This is a genomic window from Pleionea sp. CnH1-48 (assembly GCF_024124665.1).
GTDB lineage: Bacteria > Pseudomonadota > Gammaproteobacteria > Enterobacterales > Kangiellaceae > JAMXSB01.
Genome location: NZ_JAMXSB010000003.1, coordinates 365,440 through 384,807, shown reverse-complemented (window position 1 = coordinate 384,807; position 19,368 = coordinate 365,440). Strand labels below are relative to the sequence as shown.

Annotated in this window: 18 protein-coding genes; 12 read left to right on the top strand and 6 right to left on the bottom strand. The window is 43.5% G+C overall.

Annotated elements, in window-relative coordinates; genetic code table 11:
• The first annotated feature begins 4 nt into the window (after positions 1–4).
• The 9 genes from murD to lpxC all read left to right on the top strand — a co-directional run bounded on the left by murD (position 5) and on the right by lpxC (position 10,607).
• Complete coding sequence (murD, locus tag NH399_RS06750) at positions 5–1,348, top strand: UDP-N-acetylmuramoyl-L-alanine--D-glutamate ligase (protein ID WP_253037940.1); 1,344 nt, start codon at positions 5–7, stop codon at positions 1,346–1,348.
• Entirely contained in the window at positions 1,345–2,532 is a 1,188-nt protein-coding gene (gene ftsW, locus NH399_RS06745) for a putative lipid II flippase FtsW (RefSeq protein ID WP_253037939.1), read from the top strand. The genes murD and ftsW overlap by 4 nt, the downstream gene beginning before the upstream one ends.
• On the top strand, positions 2,529–3,629 hold the full coding sequence (murG, locus tag NH399_RS06740; protein WP_253037938.1) for an undecaprenyldiphospho-muramoylpentapeptide beta-N-acetylglucosaminyltransferase: 1,101 nt from the start codon (positions 2,529–2,531) through the stop codon (positions 3,627–3,629). The genes ftsW and murG overlap by 4 nt, the downstream gene beginning before the upstream one ends.
• A gap of 35 nt (positions 3,630–3,664) precedes the next feature.
• Entirely contained in the window at positions 3,665–5,065 is a 1,401-nt protein-coding gene (gene murC / locus NH399_RS06735; RefSeq protein WP_253038155.1) for a UDP-N-acetylmuramate--L-alanine ligase, read from the top strand.
• 25 nt (positions 5,066–5,090) lie between these two features.
• Positions 5,091–6,035: a D-alanine--D-alanine ligase gene (locus NH399_RS06730; RefSeq protein WP_253037937.1), complete on the top strand. Its 945-nt coding sequence runs from the start codon at positions 5,091–5,093 to the stop codon at positions 6,033–6,035.
• On the top strand, positions 6,036–6,917 hold the full coding sequence (locus tag NH399_RS06725) for a cell division protein FtsQ/DivIB (RefSeq protein ID WP_253037936.1): 882 nt from the start codon (positions 6,036–6,038) through the stop codon (positions 6,915–6,917).
• 8 nt (positions 6,918–6,925) lie between these two features.
• Complete coding sequence (gene ftsA / locus NH399_RS06720; RefSeq protein ID WP_253037935.1) at positions 6,926–8,158, top strand: cell division protein FtsA; 1,233 nt, start codon at positions 6,926–6,928, stop codon at positions 8,156–8,158.
• A gap of 57 nt (positions 8,159–8,215) precedes the next feature.
• Entirely contained in the window at positions 8,216–9,358 is a 1,143-nt protein-coding gene (ftsZ, locus tag NH399_RS06715) for a cell division protein FtsZ (RefSeq protein WP_253038153.1), read from the top strand.
• A 334-nt stretch (positions 9,359–9,692) separates the two neighbouring features.
• A complete protein-coding gene (gene lpxC / locus NH399_RS06710) occupies positions 9,693–10,607 on the top strand; it encodes a UDP-3-O-acyl-N-acetylglucosamine deacetylase (RefSeq protein ID WP_253037934.1) in 915 nt (304 codons plus the stop codon).
• Between the two features lie 69 nt (positions 10,608–10,676).
• On the opposite strand, the gene NH399_RS06705 is transcribed toward lpxC, so the two are convergent.
• A complete protein-coding gene (locus NH399_RS06705; protein ID WP_253037933.1) occupies positions 10,677–11,000 on the bottom strand; it encodes a DUF721 domain-containing protein in 324 nt (107 codons plus the stop codon).
• A 95-nt stretch (positions 11,001–11,095) separates the two neighbouring features.
• Between NH399_RS06705 and NH399_RS06700 the strand changes: the two genes are divergently transcribed.
• From NH399_RS06700 to mutT, 3 genes are all read left to right on the top strand, one after another.
• Positions 11,096–12,031, top strand: a complete 936-nt coding sequence (locus tag NH399_RS06700; RefSeq protein WP_253037932.1) for a M23 family metallopeptidase — start codon at positions 11,096–11,098, stop codon at positions 12,029–12,031.
• Between the two features lie 324 nt (positions 12,032–12,355).
• Positions 12,356–15,145: a preprotein translocase subunit SecA gene (gene secA / locus NH399_RS06695; RefSeq protein ID WP_253037931.1), complete on the top strand. Its 2,790-nt coding sequence runs from the start codon at positions 12,356–12,358 to the stop codon at positions 15,143–15,145.
• Between the two features lie 65 nt (positions 15,146–15,210).
• Positions 15,211–15,594, top strand: coding sequence for an 8-oxo-dGTP diphosphatase MutT (gene mutT / locus NH399_RS06690; protein ID WP_253037930.1), 384 nt, complete (start codon positions 15,211–15,213; stop codon positions 15,592–15,594).
• Positions 15,595–15,647: 53 nt separating this feature from the next.
• On the opposite strand, the gene yacG is transcribed toward mutT, so the two are convergent.
• The 5 genes from yacG to NH399_RS06665 are packed head-to-tail and all read right to left on the bottom strand — an operon-like array spanning position 15,648 to position 19,367.
• Complete coding sequence (yacG, locus tag NH399_RS06685; protein WP_253037929.1) at positions 15,648–15,839, bottom strand: DNA gyrase inhibitor YacG; 192 nt, start codon at positions 15,837–15,839, stop codon at positions 15,648–15,650.
• Complete coding sequence (gene zapD, locus NH399_RS06680; protein WP_253037928.1) at positions 15,832–16,626, bottom strand: cell division protein ZapD; 795 nt, start codon at positions 16,624–16,626, stop codon at positions 15,832–15,834. The genes yacG and zapD overlap by 8 nt, the downstream gene beginning before the upstream one ends.
• Positions 16,619–17,215, bottom strand: a complete 597-nt coding sequence (gene coaE / locus NH399_RS06675; protein WP_253037927.1) for a dephospho-CoA kinase — start codon at positions 17,213–17,215, stop codon at positions 16,619–16,621. The genes zapD and coaE overlap by 8 nt, the downstream gene beginning before the upstream one ends.
• Positions 17,216–17,229: 14 nt before the next feature.
• Positions 17,230–18,114, bottom strand: coding sequence for an A24 family peptidase (locus NH399_RS06670; RefSeq protein ID WP_253037926.1), 885 nt, complete (start codon positions 18,112–18,114; stop codon positions 17,230–17,232).
• Entirely contained in the window at positions 18,114–19,367 is a 1,254-nt protein-coding gene (locus NH399_RS06665; protein ID WP_253037925.1) for a type II secretion system F family protein, read from the bottom strand. The genes NH399_RS06670 and NH399_RS06665 overlap by 1 nt, the downstream gene beginning before the upstream one ends.
• Position 19,368: the final 1 nt, after the last annotated feature.

Sequence of the window (19,368 nt, the reverse complement as noted above, 5' to 3'; positions counted from 1 at the left end):
ATTTATGTTTGAAGCAATAACGCAAAAAAATCCCGTCATGATTGTTGGCCTTGGGCTAACGGGCATGGCGTGCGCGCGTTATTGTCAACGCAAGCAGTTGCCGTTTTTGATGCTGGATACTCGAGAAAAGCCACCTGCTGCATTGGAATTTATTGAAACCTTTGGTGCAGAACAGTTAAAGCTTGGCGGACTCGATCAAACCGTTATATCAACCGCTGGGCTAATTGTTGTGAGTCCTGGTGTTGATTTAAATACTCCAGCTTTAATAGCTGCTAAAGAGCAAGGCATTTCAATCGTTGGTGACATTGAACTTTTTGTTGATGAATGTTCGACACCTATCGTTGCGATCACAGGCTCTAATGGTAAGAGTACCGTTTGTGATGCATTAGGTTATGCATTGAATCGCTCGGGAATTAAAACTCTGGTTGCTGGCAACATTGGTACGCCTGTGTTGGATTTGTTGTTGCAACCTCAGCCTGAGCTATACGTGTTTGAGCTTTCAAGTTTTCAGCTAGAAAGTACTTACTCATTAAAAGCTAAAGTCGCTGTTGTTTTGAACGTTTCAGAAGATCATCTTGATCGCCATCATACGGTAGAAAACTATGCTGCAATAAAGCGCAGAATCTATCGCAATGCCGAGCATGCTATTTATAACATCGAGGATTCTGCTACCCATCCTCAGGATGTATCTGGTCAAGTAACCAGTGTTGGGCTGACAGAGGATTCTGATTGGCACGTTCATTCTGGAGTCGACGGTTTTGAGATTCAGCAAAAGGGCAAACCGTTCTTAAGCGAAAACGACACCCTTTTAAAAGGTGCTCATAATGGATACAACTTTGCTGTATGCATTGCCGTTGCAGATGCTTTGGGAATTTCGGAGCTGAAAACATTTTGTCTACATTTGGCATCGTATGCCGGATTGGAACATCGCTGTCAGCGTGTACTAACAGAAGATGGCATTGTCTGGATTAATGATTCTAAAGCAACCAATCCAGGTGCTGCTGAAGCAGCCATTAAAAGTTTCCGCTCACAAAAGCATGCTTTATATCTGATTGCTGGTGGTGACGTTAAAGGCGCAGATATTGACGAGCTGGCTGAGCTTATTCAAAAGAATGTGAGTCAATGTTGGGTGTTTGGTAAAGATGCTGGTTTGTTTAGTCATTTGTTACCCGAAACATTATGTCGCCAGGTAACCAACATGGAGCAAGCTGTCACGGCAGCAAAAGAAGCAGCCAATGAAGGCGACTATGTTTTACTTTCGCCAGCCTGCGCCAGTATTGATATGTATAAGAATTATCAGCAACGTGGTGAGCACTTTGTTTCTCTGGTTCAGGGAGGCAAGGCATGAGTTCTGCTGCAATGACACCTGACTATTTTAAAGGTATCGACAATAAACTCATCGCTATCGTAATGGTGTTGTTGGCGTTGGGTTGCGTGATGATTGTATCGTCATCTATTCCCTATGCAGAAAAAAATGTTCCTGGTAACAGCTTTTATTTTATTCAGCGGCACTTCATTTATTTAATGATAGCGTTAATAGCCGGATTCGTTACTTTGGCTATCCCTATCGAGATGTGGCGCAAGTATGGGCCATGGTTACTCGTACTGAGTATTGTACTGTTGGTGGCAGTTTTAGTTGTCGGAAAAACTGTTAATGGTAGTCGTCGTTGGATCGCTCTCGGCCCCGCAACTCTGCAGGTGTCTGAGTTGGTTAAGCTCTTTGTTATCACCTATATGGCTGGGTATTTAGTTCGCCGTTCTGATGAACTGCAAACTCAAATTCGAGGATTTATTAAACCTCTATTAATACTTAGCTTGATAACGGTATTACTAGTATTAGAGCCGGATTTTGGTGCGGCTGCCGTTATTACTTTTACGGCGTTAGCCATGTTGTTTTTAGCTGGCGCTAAGCTGTGGCAGTTTATTGTATTGAGCGGTTGTGTTGGTGTCGCTTTGTTCGGAGTGGCAATTAGTCAATCTTATCGTTTGAAGCGGTTGATGGTTTTTCTTGACCCTTGGCAAGATCCTTATGGTGCCGGTTATCAGTTAACTAAGTCGCTGGTGGCTTATGGACGCGGAAACTGGTTTGGACAAGGTTTGGGGAACAGTATCCAAAAGTTATCTTATTTGCCCGAAGCTCATACCGATTTTGTGTTTGCGGTTTTTGCCGAAGAGTTCGGTTTTATCGGTGTAATAATCGTACTGATACTATTTGCCGCGTTATTGTTCCGCGGTATGAAGATCGCTCGAGAAGCGTTGAAGGCGGAGCAATCTTATGCTGCTTTCCTTGGATACGGTATTAGCATTTGGCTGACGGCTCAGGCATTGGTCAATATTGGCGTCAGCAGTGGAGCCTTACCCACTAAAGGTTTAACACTGCCTTTTGTTAGTTATGGCGGTAACAGCTTAATTATCTGTTGTGTGGCTATTGCCATTTTGCTTCGAGTGCATTACGAAACGGTAATGGCCGCTAGCAGCAGCGAAACAGTGAAAAAGAAACCCAAAAAATCAAAGAAGGAGAAGGTTGAGTGAGTACTTCTTCTACAAAAAATATTTTAGTCATGGCCGGAGGAACAGGGGGACACATCTTTCCTGGATTGGCTGTTGCTCATGCGTTGATAGAAAAAGGCTACAGCATTCATTGGCTAGGTTCTGTCGGTGGCATGGAACAAGAGTTGGTGTCTGACGACAATATCACGTTGCATTTGTTGCCTATTAAAGGTTTGCGTGGAAAAGGCATGCTTGAATTAATTAAAGCGCCTTTTCGATTAATTTCGGCAATCTCTAAAGCGTTAGCGATTGTTCGTAAAACTCAGCCTCAGCTGGTTATTGGTTTTGGCGGTTTTGCCAGTGGCCCTGGTGGGTTTGCTGCGGGGATCGCGCGTAAGCCACTTATTATTCATGAACAAAATGCGACCGCTGGTTTGACGAATCGTATTTTGGCGCGTTGGGCTAACACCGTATGTGAAGCGTTTGCTGGCGCTTTTAAAGCAACACAGGCTACCCAGGCAACAGGGAATCCCTTGCGCAAGAATATTATTGACTGGGTTAAGAACTCAGAAGCAAAAACGGTGACCAAACCATTAAGTCTATTAATCGTTGGTGGGAGTCGAGGCGCGAAAATCTTTAATGATGAATTACCAAAGCTGTTGGTTGAATGGATTCAAAATAATGATATTCGAGTCGTACATCAAACTGGCAAAGGAAACTTCGAGTCAGTAAGTCAACAATATGGTGACGAAGTACAAAGTAAAAAACTGGTAACTGTGACAGAATTCATTCACGACATGGATCAAGCCTACAGTGATTGTGACTTTGTTATTTGTCGAGCTGGTGCTTTGACAGTGTCTGAAGTTGCAGCAATGGGCAAACCAGCGATTTTTGTGCCTTACCCATGGGCGGTTGATGATCATCAAACGATGAATGCCCGATTTTTATCGGATAAAGGAGCCGCGTTTTTGGTTCCGCAAAGTGATATTAGTGAAATAAGTAAACACATTCAGTCGTTGGTCGAACAACCAACGACATTAGACAGTATGGCCAAAATGGCACAACAACAAGCAGAACTGGAAGCAACAGACAACATAGTTGCTATTTGTGAAGAAGTGATTGGGAGTAAAGCCGCGTGAACAACCAGAAAAATAAACATTTTCCTATTCCAGAGATGAGACGTATTCGACGTATTCATTTTGTTGGAATTGGTGGTGTTGGTATGAGCGGTATTGCAGAAGTTCTATTAAATCAGGGCTACGACATTTCGGGCTCGGACCGTCAGGAAACACCTGTAACTAACCGCCTTAGCCGCTTAGGTGCAGACATTGTATTTGGTCATGCTGCTAACAATGTATTGGGCGCAGATGTTGTTGTTGTCTCGACAGCGATTCAAAGTACAAACCCAGAGTTAGAAGCTGCAAGAACTCGTCGAATCCCTGTTGTTCGTCGTGCCGAAATGTTGTCTGAGTTAATGCGTTACCGTCACGGAATTGCAATTGCAGGCACGCACGGAAAAACCACGACTACCAGTTTGATTTCTACCATCTGCGCACGTGGTGATTTAGATCCAACTTATGTGATTGGTGGTGTTCTAAACAGTGCGGGAAGTAATGCTCGATTGGGTAACAGTCGTTATTTCATCGCTGAGGCTGATGAAAGTGATGCGAGTTTCTTACATTTGCAGCCAATGGTTTCTGTGATCACCAATATTGATGCTGATCACATGGAAACTTACGGTGGTGATTTTAATAGCTTGAAACAAGCATTTGTCGAGTTCTTACACAATCTACCTTTTTATGGGCTAGCAGTCCTTTGTGTTGATGATCCGATTGTTCAAGAAATTTTGCCCGAAGTGGCGCGTCCTTATGTGACTTATGGATTTAACGAAAAAGCCGACTATCGTGCGTCTGACTTCACGCAGGTCGGGCATATCAGTCAGTTTAAAGTGTGGCGTAAGAATTCTTCTCGTCCGATGCAACTCGATCTGAATTTGCCGGGCAAACACAATGTGCTCAATGCCTTGGCCGCTGTTGCTGTGGGAATCGAAGAAGGTGTTAAAGAAGATGCCATTAAAGAAGCCTTGTTAAACTTCGAAGGTATTGGTCGCCGTTTCCATTCATTGGGTGTGTTCCCAATTGAGAATGGAGAAGTAGAAGTCGTTGATGACTATGGTCACCATCCTAAGGAAGTGAAAGCAACCATTGATGCAGTTCGTGAAGGGTGGCCTGATAAACGTCTGGTTATGATTTATCAGCCGCATCGATACACGCGTACTCGAGATTTGTACGATGACTTCGTTTCGGTTCTTTCTGATGTCGATGTTTTGTTGTTGATGGATGTTTATCCGGCGGGCGAAAAGCCTATTACAGGAGCAGACAGCAAGTCATTGTGTGGCAGCATTCGTCAACGTGGGCAATTAGATCCTATCTATGTAGATTCGAAAGAGAAATTGGCTGAAATCTTAAGTGGTGTTGCACAAAACGGCGATTTGGTTCTGACACAAGGTGCTGGCGATATTGGTCGCATTGCAAAGCAATGGGCCAGCGAAAAAAATACGATTTTAAAGCGTTAAGTTTGAGAAAGAGAAAAAGATAAACATGAGCGAATTGAATATTTCACAGATTGGTAAGACTGCCGTATTGCTGGGCGGGCACTCTGCTGAGCGCGAAGTGTCACTTCGTTCGGGTGAAGCGGTATTCAATGCGCTGCGAAAAAAGGGTGTTGATTGTATAAAATTCGATCCTTCTGAACAGGAGTTAACGCAATTAAAAGCATTAAATGTAAAAAATGTTTGGATTGCTCTTCACGGAAGGGGGGGAGAAGATGGTACAATACAGGCTGCATTGGAATTTTTAAATATTAAATACACAGGAAGTAGTGTTTCCGCATCGGCTATCGCGATGGATAAATGGCGAAGCAAGATGATTTGGAAGGCGATGGGATTGCCAGTAGCTAATCATACTCTCGTAGATCAATCTGTTGTTGTCGATGATGCGCTTGTCAGACGTTTGGTTGCTCGCCTCGGACCTGTTGTATTTGTGAAGCCTTCTCGTGAAGGCTCTAGCGTTGGCATGAATAAGGCAACGTCTCTTGATAGTTTAAAGGCTGCCCTAATCGAGGCCAAAAAATACGATGATGAAGTATTAGTTGAGTCTTTTATTACTGGCAAAGAATATACGGTGTCGATACTCGGTAACAAAGCATTACCCAGTATTTCGATGGTAACGCCCAGAGAGTTTTATGACTACGAAGCGAAGTATCACTCGAACGAAACTCAATATTTTTGCCCCAGTGGCTTAAACCCTGAGGAAGAAAAAGAGATCGCTGAGTTAGCGCAAACGGCTTTTTCTGCTCTTGGGTGCCAAGGTTGGGGAAGAGTTGACTTTATTCGTGATGAGGCAAGCGGACAGTTTATGTTACTGGAGGCTAACACTGTTCCTGGCATGACCGAGTCGAGTCTTGTTCCGAAAGCCGCAGCAGAAGCGGGAGTCTCTTTCGGTGATTTGGTATTGAAGATTTTAGAGACCGCTGTAAACAGGTAAATGATGACAAAAAATAAACGCCGCATGGCGACTACAGTAGAACCAAAAGGGCAGACAAAAGCTGGCAAGGCGCTGGCATTTGTGGCGTCTTTTTGTGTCTTAAGTAGCGTTATTGTTGGTATTTATTTCGGTTATGCGCCTTTGTTGTCATGGTGGGAGAGTGTTGAGTTTCAGGTTGTTGCAGACGCGCAGCCGACAGTAGAAGCTGAGGAGTCTTCTGAAACCGACGATAGAAACTGGAAAGTCGCTATTGATAGCGATGCTCAATATGTTGCAGCGATTGAGTTGGAAGAGTTTTTAAAAGAAAAGTTAGGTGATGGCTTCTTTGGGCTTGATGTGAATGAAGCGGCTGAAGTTTTAATGTCACATCCATGGATTAAGACAGCTGTCGCTCGTAAAGTTTGGCCAGAAACCTTGTTAGTTGAAATTTCTGAGCATGAGCCTTGGTTGAACTTAAATAATAAACGTTTGATCAGTTTGCAGGGTACGGTCTTTGAGCCAGACAATATTGCGTTGTTTGGTCATTTGCCTTTGTTAGAAGGTGAGTTTGGAGAGTTAAAAGATTTGTTGGATATGTATCATTTTTTCTCGGAGCAAATTCCTTCGACAGAATTTGAAATACGACATTTGCAGTTTAAAGCAGAAAATGGCTGGGCGATTACCTTGGCAAATGGGGTTCATCTATATCTGGGTAATCAGCAATTAACTGAACGTATGGAACGTTTTTTTGCTCTATTAAAAGAAATGAATAAACATCAACAACAAAAAATTGCTTATGTGGATTTGCGTTACCAGTCGGGCGCCGCGATTGGTTGGCAGGAGGAGTCCTCCATGACTCGAGTTGCTAAAGCTAATAAGTTCATCGCAACGGAGGCCATTTAGAGAAAATTATGACTAAGTCACCAGAAAAAAAATTAATTGTTGGACTGGATATTGGCACATCCAAGGTCGTTGCTATTGTGGGCGAAGTCGGTATTGGTGAACAAATAGATATTATCGGTATTGGTTCTCACCCATCTCGAGGATTGAAAAAAGGTGTCGTTGTTAATATCGAATCAACGGTTCAATCGATACAACGCGCTGTTGAAGAAGCCGAGTTAATGGCGGGCTGCCAGATTCATTCTGTCTTTACTGGTATTGCAGGTAGTCATATTAATAGCTTGAACTCTCATGGCATCGTCGCCATAAGAGACAGTGAGGTGAATGCTCAGGATGTAGAGCGAGTTATCGATGCAGCAAAAGCGGTTGCGATTCCTGCTGACCAAAAGATCCTGCACGTATTGCCACAAGAGTTTATTATCGATAATCAAGAAGGCATTCGTGAGCCTATTGGTATGTCGGGTGTGCGTCTTGAAGCAAAAGTTCATATGGTAACTGGGTCTGTCAGTGCCGCTCAAAATATTATTAAGTGTGTACGTCGTTGTGGGTTGGATACTGACGACATTATTTTAGAGCAACTTGCTTCATCTTATTCGGTACTGACCGAAGATGAAAAAGAGTTAGGCGTTTGTTTGGTTGATATCGGTGGTGGAACGACTGATATAGCTATTTTTACCGAAGGTGCTATTCGCCACACGGCGGTTATTCCCATTGCGGGTGATCAGGTCACTAATGATATTGCGGTTGCCTTGCGAACACCGACGCAACACGCTGAAGATATCAAAATTAAGTACGCTTGTGCTTTACGACAATTAACTTCGTTAGAAGATACGATTGAAGTACCTGGAGTGGGAGAGAGAGCCCCTCGTCGTTTATCGCGACAAACTTTGGCTGAAGTTGTAGAACCCAGGTACGAAGAGTTATTTAATTTAATTCAAGCAGAATTGCGTCGCAGTGGTTTTGAAGAAATTATTCCTGCGGGCATTGTTCTGACTGGCGGCTCTTCCAAAATGGAAGGCCTGATTGAGCTGGCTGAAGAAGTGTTCCACATGCCAGTGCGTCTAGGTATGCCTCAGTATGTGAAAGGCCTGGCTGATGTGGTCCGTAATCCGATTTATGCAACTGGGGTTGGATTGTTATTGTACGGTCATCAGCAAAGTCGCGAGACGCATTTTGATAGAGAAGAATCAGGTGGTTTTTCATCCATTGTACAGCGAATGAAAAACTGGTTTAGCGGATTTTAAAATTTTTAGAGTATAGAAAGAGCAAACATGAAAGAAGGGGAATTAGACATGCCAAATATGTTTGAGCTAGTCGATAACTGCCAAGAATCGGCTGTTATCAAAGTGGTTGGCCTGGGCGGAGGCGGCGGTAACGCTGTTGAGCACATGCTAAGTGCTAATATCGACGGCGTTGAGTTTGTGTGTGCCAATACGGATGCGCAGGCGTTGAGTCGTTCTAATGCACGTACAACTATTCAGTTAGGCGGCAGCATCACCAAAGGTTTAGGTGCTGGTGCTAACCCAGAGGTTGGTCGTCAGGCTGCACTGGAAGATCGTGAACGTATCCAGGAAGTATTAGGTGATACCGACATGGTTTTCATCACGGCTGGAATGGGCGGTGGAACAGGAACCGGTGCTGCTCCTGTGGTGGCAGAAATTGCCAAAGAAATGGGCATTTTGACAGTTGCTGTTGTTACTAAGCCGTTTTTCTTTGAATTAAAGAAGCGTATGAAAGTGGCGGAAGAAGGGATTGAAAATTTACGCCGTCACGTTGATTCTTTGATCATTGTTCCTAATGACAAAGTATTAAGCGTTTTAAAAGGTAAAGCGTTAACAGAAGCGTTCCGTGCAGCGAATGATGTATTACACGGTGCGGTACAAGGTATTGCTGAGTTGATCACACGCCCTGGTTTGATCAATGTTGACTTCGCCGACGTTCGTACTGTTATGTCAGAAAAAGGCATGGCAATGATGGGAACAGGTATTTCATCTGGCGAAACTCGAGCTAAAGTAGCGGCAGAAACTGCTGTGGCAAGCCCACTGTTAGAAGATGTGGATTTAGCAGGCGCTCGCGGTATTCTGGTCAACATTACTTGTGGTGAAGACTTGAGCATCGATGAGTTTGCTGAAGTTGGTAGCATCGTTCAGGACTTTGCATCGGACGAAGCGACGGTTGTCGTGGGTACTGCCATTGATGCGGAACTTAATGATGAATTGAGAGTCACAGTGGTAGCTACAGGTTTAGGTAGCAAAGATGATGAAGGCTCAGTAAAGCTAGTGGCCTCTGCCAATACCACAAAAGCTGATGGTTCGACGGATTACCAGAAGCTTGACCGACCTACAGTTTTACGTCAGCAGAATGGCGGAGACAGCAAACAAGCGGTAGGAAGCGACATGGATTATCTGGATATTCCTGCATTTTTAAGAAAGCAGGCAGATTAATCTAACATTTCCTGACTGAACCGACAGTTGCTCTCAGGTCGGAATAAAGGCAGATCGTCCCCTTCTACGGTCTGCTTTTGCTCAGTTGTGAGCATTGATTTGGTTCTAGGGGAAGGTTTTAATGTTGTGTATTTCATTTTGAGGTTTTTTAGTGCTGGCAGTCATTTGCTAGCGACTAATTGAAGAAATTGGCATAAAATGTGACTGGTTTGGTGAATTGAGTAAAAAATGAACTAAAAAGATTTTCAAACAAGCGTTATATCTGGTAGCATGTTGGCCCTTCATGGATCACGCCGAGATGGAACCTCCAGAAAACAATCGGAGTATCAACTTAATGATAAGACAACGCACCTTACGTACTGCAATTAGAGCGACTGGTGTTGGCCTGCACACAGGCGAAAAAGTATACTTAACTTTACGGCCTGCACCTGTTGATACAGGAATCGTTTTCCGTCGAGTTGATCTCGATCCCGTTGTAGAAATCCACGCGAAGCCTGAAAATGTAGGTGATACCACGTTATCAACCTGCTTAGTGAAAGGCGATGTTCGTATTTCAACCGTTGAGCATTTATTAGCAGCTATGGCTGGTTTAGGTATTGATAATGCCTATATCGACGTATCTGCTCCAGAAGTTCCTATTATGGACGGTAGCTCCGGTCCTTTTGTCTTCCTTATCCAATCTGCAGGTGTGGAAGAGCAAAACAAAGCGAAAAAATTTATTCGTATTAAGAAACGTGTTGTTGTTGAAGATGGCGACAAGAAAGCTGTTTTCGAGCCCTTTGACGGCTTTAAAGTTTCTTTCTCTATCGATTTTGATCACCCGGTCTTCAAAAATCGCCCACAAACAGCATGTGTTGACTTTTCTAGCACCTCATTCGTAAAAGAAGTTAGCCGTGCGAGAACCTTTGGTTTTATGAACGATATTGAGTACTTACGTTCTAAAAGCCTGGCGCAGGGCGGTAGCTTAGATAATGCCATTGTAATGGATGACTATCGTGTGCTTAACGAAGATGGTTTGCGTTACGATGATGAGTTTGTAAAGCACAAAATCCTTGATGCCATTGGTGATTTGTACTTATTAGGCAATAGCTTAGTCGGCGCATTCTCTGGTGTTAAGTCAGGCCATGCTCTTAATAACGCATTGCTACGAGCATTGATTGCCGATAAAGAGGCATGGGAGACGGTAACTTTTGAAGATGCGAGTGCCGCACCAATCTCTTATATTATGAACCCCATTCTCTCTGTTTAGTTACGTTAGAATGTGAGGTTAAAAAAACGCCAAAGTGGATACTTTGGCGTTTTTTTATATACTTAAGAGTTACTTACTTTCTGGTATTGAGTTAAGCGTTATTATAATATCAATGCCTTTCAAGCCCGCGAAGCCATTTTGACGCAGTTGAGACAGCAGCTGAGGGGTTTCAAATTTGAGTCGGGTTGCCCAAGCCGCTGCATGGGCACCGAGAACTAAGCGACTGTCTCGATAGTTCACTACGTGACAATGTTCTGTTAGGTTGTCTGGTAAAAATGACTTTATCGTTTTGTCCAACTGTTTGATTCTGTTGATATTATCAAGCAAGTACCGAAGAGAGCCTGTGGCGTTATCGGTAATGGTATTTAACGTTTGTGGGCGCTTTTTAGTCATTCGTAATACGGCTTATGCGGCAAATTAGATGTAGGCTTGGCAAATTATAACAATAAAAAGATGTTGCATGAATCAACACACAGGGTAGAGAGATAATGAGTTTTACTATTTTACATCGTTCTAATCGTGGAATGAGAAGTATTAAGGTACGGACCGGTGGGATCTGGACCTTTGCGATTTTAGCGGTTCTTTTGCCTGTGGTGACGGGTGCTGGCGGTTATATGTTTGCCCGCTATCAGGGGCATATCGCCAGTGTTGATAACGAGACCATTGAAAGCTGGCGACTACAGCTTGAGCAACAAAAAACAATTCTTCACAACGCCAAAGAAAATTCTCAGCAGCAACTCAATGCTTTAACAGCCCGTTTGGGGGTTCTTCAAGCTCATGTCCGTCGTTTGGATGCGGCTGGAGCTCGCGTGGCTGCTGTATCTGGCCTCGATGCTGACGAATTTAACTTTAATAATACACCTGCTATTGGTGGTCCTGAGTCTCTTCAGGATATTCATAAACAAACATCGGTTCCTGATTTTGTTTCCATGCTAGATGATTTGGATTATCAGCTAAACAATCGTGAGCAGCAGCTATCTGCGTTGGAATCTTTAGTTCTTGATAAGCACATGGGCGTTGAGCGCTATATTTCTGGTCGTCCAATCAAAAAAGGTTGGATGTCATCTTTTTATGGCCGTCGTAATGATCCTTTTAGTGGGCGTCCTGCCTGGCATGCGGGTATTGATTTTGCGGGTGATGAAGGTTCGCCTGTTATCTCTACTGCGGCGGGTGTTGTGACTTATGCTGGGGAGCGTTATGGTTACGGCTTGCTGGTCGAAATCAGCCATGGGGATGGTTATGTTACCCGCTACGGACATAGCAAAGAGATCTTGGTGAAAGAAGGTGCTGTGATCAGCAAAGGACAAAAGGTAGCACTGATGGGCAATACTGGGCGTTCTACCGGTGCTCATGTTCATTACGAAGTCATCAAAGATGGTAAGCAAATTAATCCTTTGCGCTATGTAAATCGCAAAGCAAAATAATTGGATAGTTTAGGTGAGGCTAAAATAGCCTTACCTTTGTTACTGATTATCAGTTTTAACAGGCTATTTTGATTAAGCTATTTGCACTTCTCACCTCGCGATTGCTGCTATTTTAGTCACAATAGAGAGCTTCAACGAAAAGCAGGCAAGTCAGTAATTTTTACCTCAACGGGTTTGCTTGATTTTCTCAGATTCATCCCCATGTCTTAATCCAGCTGTTTCAAGTGAAACGGCGTTTTACCTTAGGATTTATTAGGGGTACAATTCCGCATCCTTTAGTGTTTCCAGCGCTTGGCGAATAATTTATAAAATAAGAGAACTTCTATGTTAGGGCAACTTTTAACCAAAATTTTTGGTAGCAGAAATCAGCGCATTTTGAAACGAATTCAAAAGCAAGTTAATGCCATCAACGCATTAGAGCCGGAATATCAACAATTATCCGATGATGCGTTAAAAGCGAAGACCGAAGATTTTCGTCAACGCGTTGCTAACGGAGAAACTCTCGACTCTCTATTGCCAGAAGCCTTTGCTGCTTTACGTGAAGCCAGTGTTCGAGTGATGAAAATGCGTCACTTCGACGTTCAGATGGTGGGCGGAATTGTATTGCACGAAGGTAACATTGCCGAGATGCGTACGGGTGAAGGTAAAACGCTGGTTGGAACACTTCCCGCTTATCTGAATGCACTTTCTGGTAAAGGCGTTCATATTATTACTGTCAATGACTACCTCGCAGAGCGTGATGCTAACTGGATGCGCCCGCTTTATGAATTCATGGGGTTGAGTGTCGGTGTCATTTTATCAGGGCAAAATCACGAAGAGAAAAAAGCAGCCTACGGCTCAGATGTTACCTACGGAACCAACAATGAGTTTGGTTTTGATTATCTGCGCGACAACATGGCGTTTGACCTGGAAGAGAAAGTTCAGGCCGAATTAAACTTTGCCATCGTGGATGAGGTTGACTCTATTTTAATCGATGAGGCGCGTACGCCTTTGATTATTTCGGGTGCTATCGAAGGCAGCTCGGAGCAATATCAAGAAATCAACAAGCTGATCCCCTTGCTGAAAGAACAAGTTTCTACTGGCGAAGGTGAAGAAGAAGTTGTCGAAGAGGCAGGCGATTATGTTATTGACGAAAAAAGTCGCCAGGTTCATTTGACTGAAGATGGTCAGTTGCGTGTAGAAGAGTTACTGGTTGAGAAGAAACTGATGGAAGAAGGTCAGTCTTTATACAGTGCTCAGCCTCAAAGCATCGCTCTGCTGCATCACATTAATGCGGCTTTACGAGCGCACACTCTATTCAAGAAAGATGTCGACTACATGGTTCGTGGCGGTGAAGTCGTTATTGTTGACGAACACACTGGACGTCCAATGGCTGGACGTCGTTGGTCTGATGGTTTGCACCAAGCCGTTGAAGCAAAAGAAGGTGTGCAGATCCAGAAAGAAAACCAAACACTGGCATCGATTACTTTCCAGAATTACTTCCGCCTTTATAACACTCTATCGGGTATGACAGGAACCGCTGATACTGAAGCGCCAGAATTACAACAGATCTACGGATTGGAAGTAATTGTTATTCCAACCAACCGCCCGATGGCACGTGATGATATGCCTGATTTAGTTTTCTTGACGCAAGAAGCTAAATACAAAGCACTTATTGAGCAAATTGTAGAGTGTCAGGAGAAAGGTCAGCCCGTCTTGGTGGGAACCGCTTCAATCGAGTCTTCTGAGTTGGTTTCTACGCTATTAAAGAAAGAAAAAATTGATCACAAAGTATTGAATGCAAAATTCCACGGACAAGAAGCCGGTATCATCGCTGAAGCTGGACGTCCTGGCAACGTGACGATTGCTACTAACATGGCGGGTCGTGGAACCGATATTGTTTTAGGCGGTAACCTAAAAGCTGAAATTGCTGAACTGGAAGAAAAGTGGGAAGCAAAAGGTCACCCAGCCAAAGACAGTGCAGAGTTTAAAGAGGCGGTAGATGCTTTAGAAAAAGAGTGGAAGCAGCGCCAGGATCAGGTTCTGGAAGCCGGTGGTCTTGCTATTCTAGGTTCTGAGCGTCATGAGTCTCGCCGTATTGATAACCAGCTACGTGGTCGTGCGGGTCGACAAGGTGATGTGGGCTTGAGTCGATTCTTCTTGTCTCTTGACGATGATCTTATGCGTATCTTTGCTCCCGAACGTATGATTAATATGTTGCGTCGACTGGGTTGGGAAGAAGACGAAGCCATTGAGCACAAAATGGTAACGCGCGCGATTGAGAATGCACAGCGTAAAGTAGAAGCGCGTAACTTTGATATGCGTAAGCAACTTCTTGAGTATGATGATGTTGCCAATGATCAACGTACGGTCATTTATGAACAGCGTCGTGAGTTGATGGCGACTGATGATATTTCTGAAACCGCCAATGCGTTCCGTGGCGATGTGATTAATCAGGCAATTAGTGGTTATGTTCCACCACAAAGCATCGATAGCATGTGGGACATTAATGGATTGCAAGAGCATTTAAAACTCGAGTTTGGTCTAGAGTTAAGTATCCAAGAATGGTTAGATGCCGACGATGAAATGGATGAGCAAAAGCTACGTGATAAAGTCGTTGCTGCATTTGATGACGATTATCAACGCAAAGAAGAAATTGCTGGCGCACCTGCGTTAAGACATTTCGAAAAAGCCATTGTATTGCAAACCTTAGATACACATTGGCGTGAACATTTAGCGGCGATGGATCACTTGCGTCAGGGGATTCATTTACGGGGTTATGCGCAAAAGAATCCTAAGCAAGAATACAAGCGTGAAGCGTTTGAGCTGTTTTCTGAAATGCTCGACTCCTTAAAGCAAGAAGTGGTTACTATGCTGTGCAAAGTGCAGGTTAGAACCGAAGAAGAAGTTGAGGCGATGGAAGAGCAACGTCGTCGTGCGTTGGAAGAAGAAGCTAAGCGCATGGACTTCCAACATCAAGCTGCTGGTGGTATGGCAGCGGAAGGTGAAGCCCCAGCACCCGCTGAGCAAAGACCAGAAACCTTTGTTCGTGAGGGCGAAAAAATTGGCCGTAATGATCCATGTTTCTGTGGTTCGGGTAAAAAATACAAGCAGTGTCACGGTCGTTTAAAATAAATTTTTATTCACCTCTCCTTCATTCTGAAGGAGAGGTTCTCTTATCCTATCTTTAGAGCTTCATTATGATTCACGTTGTTGCTGCTATTATTTTGCAGAAAAATAAAGTGTTGTTAGCCCTACGTCCTGATGATAAACATCAGGGGGGAAAATGGGAGTTTCCTGGCGGGAAAAAAGAGGCCGGAGAAAGTTCAGAGCAAGCTCTGATTCGAGAGTGCGAAGAAGAACTCAATATTACGCTTAAAGCGCCTGAGCTTTTTGACCGTGTTGAGTTTGACTATGGCGACAAACAGGTGTCTATCGAATTTCTGGTCAGTCGTGGATTTGATGGAGAGCCTAAAGGAAACGAAGGACAAGAAGTTCGATGGTTCGAGCTTAATGACATTGCTGAGTTAGATTTTCCCAAAGCAAATAAAGCGGTGGTCAAAAAATTGTTAGCTAACTCTTAGGAGTTTAGCTAACAATCTTATTTAACTCTTAGATGGTTTTTAATCCTTCAACCTCAGTAATCTTGAGGCTTTTGATTCTCATCGATATGTGCGTCTTCACCAGGAATGCGCTTTTGTTCATCTGCCCACTCTCCCAGATCAATCAGGCGACAGCGTTCTGAACAGAATGGTTTGTAGGGATATTGATCATTCCAGGCAACGGATTTTTTGCAGGTAGGACAACTGACAATAAGTTCTTTATTCATGAGTACTCGATACTTTCCAACCACAAGTGGCATATTTAAAAGGGATTTCACCAGAAACTTTCTTTTTTATCAAGTCTGTTGATAAGGTATAAAAGTGGATGGAAATTCTGTGCTTGCCAGCACTGACTTCTGGAAACACACGAGAATCAGCGGGTAGAGCAATTCTTAGTAAGCTGGCTCCTAGGTCTGGTTTTTCTATTAAATAGTCACCCAGTGGTGCCGTAACAGGCTCAAAAGCTGACATCTCCCTAGTTAAGCGCAGTAATACTTCAATACTGGTACGCAGCCCATTAAGTTGCGTCATCCATTGCTTAAAATATTCTTTCCGAGACTTTTCTGACAGAGCGATAAATCGACATAACTCTGGCGAATCAAAAGAGGTTGCCCCTGCCAGTAACCCTTCTTTCTTCACTAAAGATTCAATAAATGGTTGTCGCCTTAACTCATCGCCGATGCGTCCCTTTGAATTGATAGCCCAGTGATGGAGTTTCTCTAGCTGTTTAAGAAAGTTTTTTAACTTGACGCTATCCACTGCAGGATTGTCGACCAGTTGTTGAAAGTGGTGCTGCTGAATCTCCAGCTCTTTAATAAGTTCGCCTTTAATGTCTCCTCGAGTCAGAGTATCAAGGAGTTTAATCAGTACTAAAACAGCAGATTGATGATTATCTCTTGTGCCTTCAAAAATGGATTGAGATAAGTGTCGTAGCATGGACTCCAAACGTAAAAAGTTACGCATCGGCTGGTTTAGAGGGTGTTCAAAAAGTATGTCAGAAACCGTATCAGTCATGGGCTAGTGATAAGTAAAATTGATGTTGTTGTTTGACTTGTACTTCAAGCGCTTCGAAAGATGCGTTGTTTTCGATAACATCATCTGCCTTTGCCAAACGCTCCGAGCGAGATGCTTGCTTTGATAGAATAGCTTTTGCGTTAGATTCGTCAACATTATCTCGTTGCATTACGCGTTGAACTTGTAATGATTCAGGAACGTCAACTACCAATACTCTATCGACGGTTTTATCGAGACCATTTTCGATTAAAAGAGGGACAACAATAATCACATAGTCGCTAGTTGCCTGGTTGCATAGCGCATCCATTCTTTCTCGAATCAATGGATGAAGCAGTGCATTAAGCCAGTTGAGATCATCTTCTGAATTGAAAACGTGTTGACGGAGTTCTGAGCGGTTGAGTTGTCCGTCATCATCCAGAATGTGTGAGCCGAAACGTTGCGCTATTTTTTTTAAAGCATCTGTGCCGGAAGCAACGACTTCTCGAGAAACCAGGTCGGCATCAACAATAGTGATGCCGAGCGATTGAAACAAATCCGAAACAGCGGTTTTTCCACTTCCTATTCCGCCCGTCAGTCCTATCCTTAACACTCTTGCCTCGATAATTAACGAATGTATTGCAGTATTGTATCACCCCAAAACATGGTAACCCAGCCCGCAGTTGCTAGATAAGGACCAAAAGATATTCTGGTTTCTAAGCCTTTTGACTGTAAACGCAGCATAATAATACCCAATACAGCTCCAACAACGGATGACATTAGGAGAACTAAAGGAAGGAACTGCCAACCGACAAACGCACCAATTGCAGCAAATAGTTTGAAGTCTCCTGCTCCCATACCATCCTTCTTTCGTAGCAATTTGAACAAGGCGTTTAATGTCCACAAAGATAGATATCCCACCAAAGCGCCAATAACAGCATCTTGCAATGGAATGGTCAGTCCAAAAGTTGCAGCGCCAAGCCCTAACCAAAGGACAATATAGGTGAAGGGATCAGGAAGTATCTGATGATCAATATCGATAAAGAAGTGTACGATGAAGATGGAGATAACAACGAGATAAATTAACGTTAACCAGCTGAAACCAAACTGAGTGGCTATCCAACAATAAGCAATACCTGTTAATAACTCAACAAAAGGGTAGCGTAAAGATATGGGAGTACCACATTGAGTGCACTTGCCTCTTTGGAACAAGTAGCTGATGAGTGGAATGTTTTCCCAAAAGCGAATGAGCTTTTTACACTTTCTGCAATGTGAGCGTGGGACTACCAGATTAAAATTATCATCCACGAGACGTGGATCGTTGCTCTCGCCTGTTACTTTGTAGCCAAACTCTTCAAGCATTTCAAAGCACTCTTCCTTCCATTCGCGAAAGAGCATGAGTGGGTAGCGGTATATGACTACATTTAAAAAACTACCGACCATAAGGCCGGTAATTAACATAACAATATTGAAGACTACGGGTTGGGTTTGGAATACTTCTATTATTTGCATTAAACCACGGCCCCTAACTGGAATATCGGCAGGTACATAGCAATGATCAGTCCACCTACCAATACACCCAATACTGCCATAATGAGTGGTTCCAATAGCGAGCTTAAACCGTCTACTGCATCATCTACTTCTTGCTCATAGATGTCTGCAATTTTGCCTAACATGGCATCAATAGAACCTGACTCTTCACCGATGGCTACCATCTGGTTGACCATGTTAGGGAAAACACCCGTATTCGACATCGCCAAGTGCATTTGGGTACCTGTTGTGACTTCATCACGAATATTGAGGATGGCAGTACGATAAATATAGTTTCCTGAAGCACCAGCGGCTGAATCTAAAGCTTCCACCAAAGGTACACCTGCTGCAAAGGTGGTTGATAGTGTTCGAGCAAATCGAGCAATGGCAGCTTTGTGTAGAATATCACCAACTACAGGAAGCTTAAGTATGGTTCTGTCTTGGGCATTCCTGACTTCTTCTGATTTTTGGTGAGCTGTTTTATAGGCAAAACCAAAAGCTATAATGGCTGCGAGCATTAACCACCAATATTCCTGCATAAACTCTGATAAGTTGATTACCATAACAGTAAAGGCGGGTAGCTCAGCACCAAATCCAGCAAATACTTCCTGGAACTGAGGTACAACGAAGATCAAGAGAATTGCTGTTACGATGATGGCGACAACCACAACGGCTACTGGATAAAATAACGCCTTTTTAATTTTCGATTTTAACGCTTCGGTTTTCTCTTTATAGGTAGCAATTCGGTCAAGCATGTTTTCTAATGCACCGGATTGTTCCCCTGCAAGAACCAGATCACAATAAAGATCATCAAAGTACTTGGGGTTTCTTCGTAACGCTTCCCCCATGGAAGTACCTGACTCGATATCGGCTTTGATAGCTAGTACCAGATCTTGCATCGATGGGTTTTCGTGCCCTTTACCAATGATGTCAAATGATTGAACTAAGGGGACACCCGCTTTCATCATTGTTGCTAATTGGCGCGACATAATCGCGATATCAACAGGTTTGATCGGTTTTTTGCTGCTGCCTAGTAAAGACTTCGATTTCTTTTGAATTTTTTGAGGAATAATCCCCTGCTTTCTCAATTGGGCTTTTGCGATAGTCGGGGAGTCCGCAATAATTTCGCCGGATACTTTTTTACCCTTTTTATCGACACCGTTGTACGCAAAAGTGGATACTTTTGCCGCTGCTTGTTTGCCTGATTGTTTTTTTGCTGCTGTTTGCAAAGCCATA

Coding starts and splice junctions, on each gene's coding strand:
- murD (WP_253037940.1), top strand. CDS start 5: ATGTTTGAAGCAATAACGCAAAAAAATCCCGTCATGATTGTTGGCCTT.
- ftsW (WP_253037939.1), top strand. CDS start 1,345: ATGAGTTCTGCTGCAATGACACCTGACTATTTTAAAGGTATCGACAAT.
- murC (WP_253038155.1), top strand. CDS start 3,665: ATGAGACGTATTCGACGTATTCATTTTGTTGGAATTGGTGGTGTTGGT.
- NH399_RS06730 (WP_253037937.1), top strand. CDS start 5,091: ATGAGCGAATTGAATATTTCACAGATTGGTAAGACTGCCGTATTGCTG.
- NH399_RS06725 (WP_253037936.1), top strand. CDS start 6,036: ATGATGACAAAAAATAAACGCCGCATGGCGACTACAGTAGAACCAAAA.
- ftsA (WP_253037935.1), top strand. CDS start 6,926: ATGACTAAGTCACCAGAAAAAAAATTAATTGTTGGACTGGATATTGGC.
- ftsZ (WP_253038153.1), top strand. CDS start 8,216: ATGTTTGAGCTAGTCGATAACTGCCAAGAATCGGCTGTTATCAAAGTG.
- lpxC (WP_253037934.1), top strand. CDS start 9,693: ATGATAAGACAACGCACCTTACGTACTGCAATTAGAGCGACTGGTGTT.
- NH399_RS06705 (WP_253037933.1), bottom strand. CDS start 11,000: ATGACTAAAAAGCGCCCACAAACGTTAAATACCATTACCGATAACGCC.
- NH399_RS06700 (WP_253037932.1), top strand. CDS start 11,096: ATGAGTTTTACTATTTTACATCGTTCTAATCGTGGAATGAGAAGTATT.
- secA (WP_253037931.1), top strand. CDS start 12,356: ATGTTAGGGCAACTTTTAACCAAAATTTTTGGTAGCAGAAATCAGCGC.
- mutT (WP_253037930.1), top strand. CDS start 15,211: ATGATTCACGTTGTTGCTGCTATTATTTTGCAGAAAAATAAAGTGTTG.
- yacG (WP_253037929.1), bottom strand. CDS start 15,839: ATGAATAAAGAACTTATTGTCAGTTGTCCTACCTGCAAAAAATCCGTT.
- zapD (WP_253037928.1), bottom strand. CDS start 16,626: ATGACTGATACGGTTTCTGACATACTTTTTGAACACCCTCTAAACCAG.
- NH399_RS06670 (WP_253037926.1), bottom strand. CDS start 18,114: ATGCAAATAATAGAAGTATTCCAAACCCAACCCGTAGTCTTCAATATT.
- NH399_RS06665 (WP_253037925.1), bottom strand. CDS start 19,367: ATGGCTTTGCAAACAGCAGCAAAAAAACAATCAGGCAAACAAGCAGCG.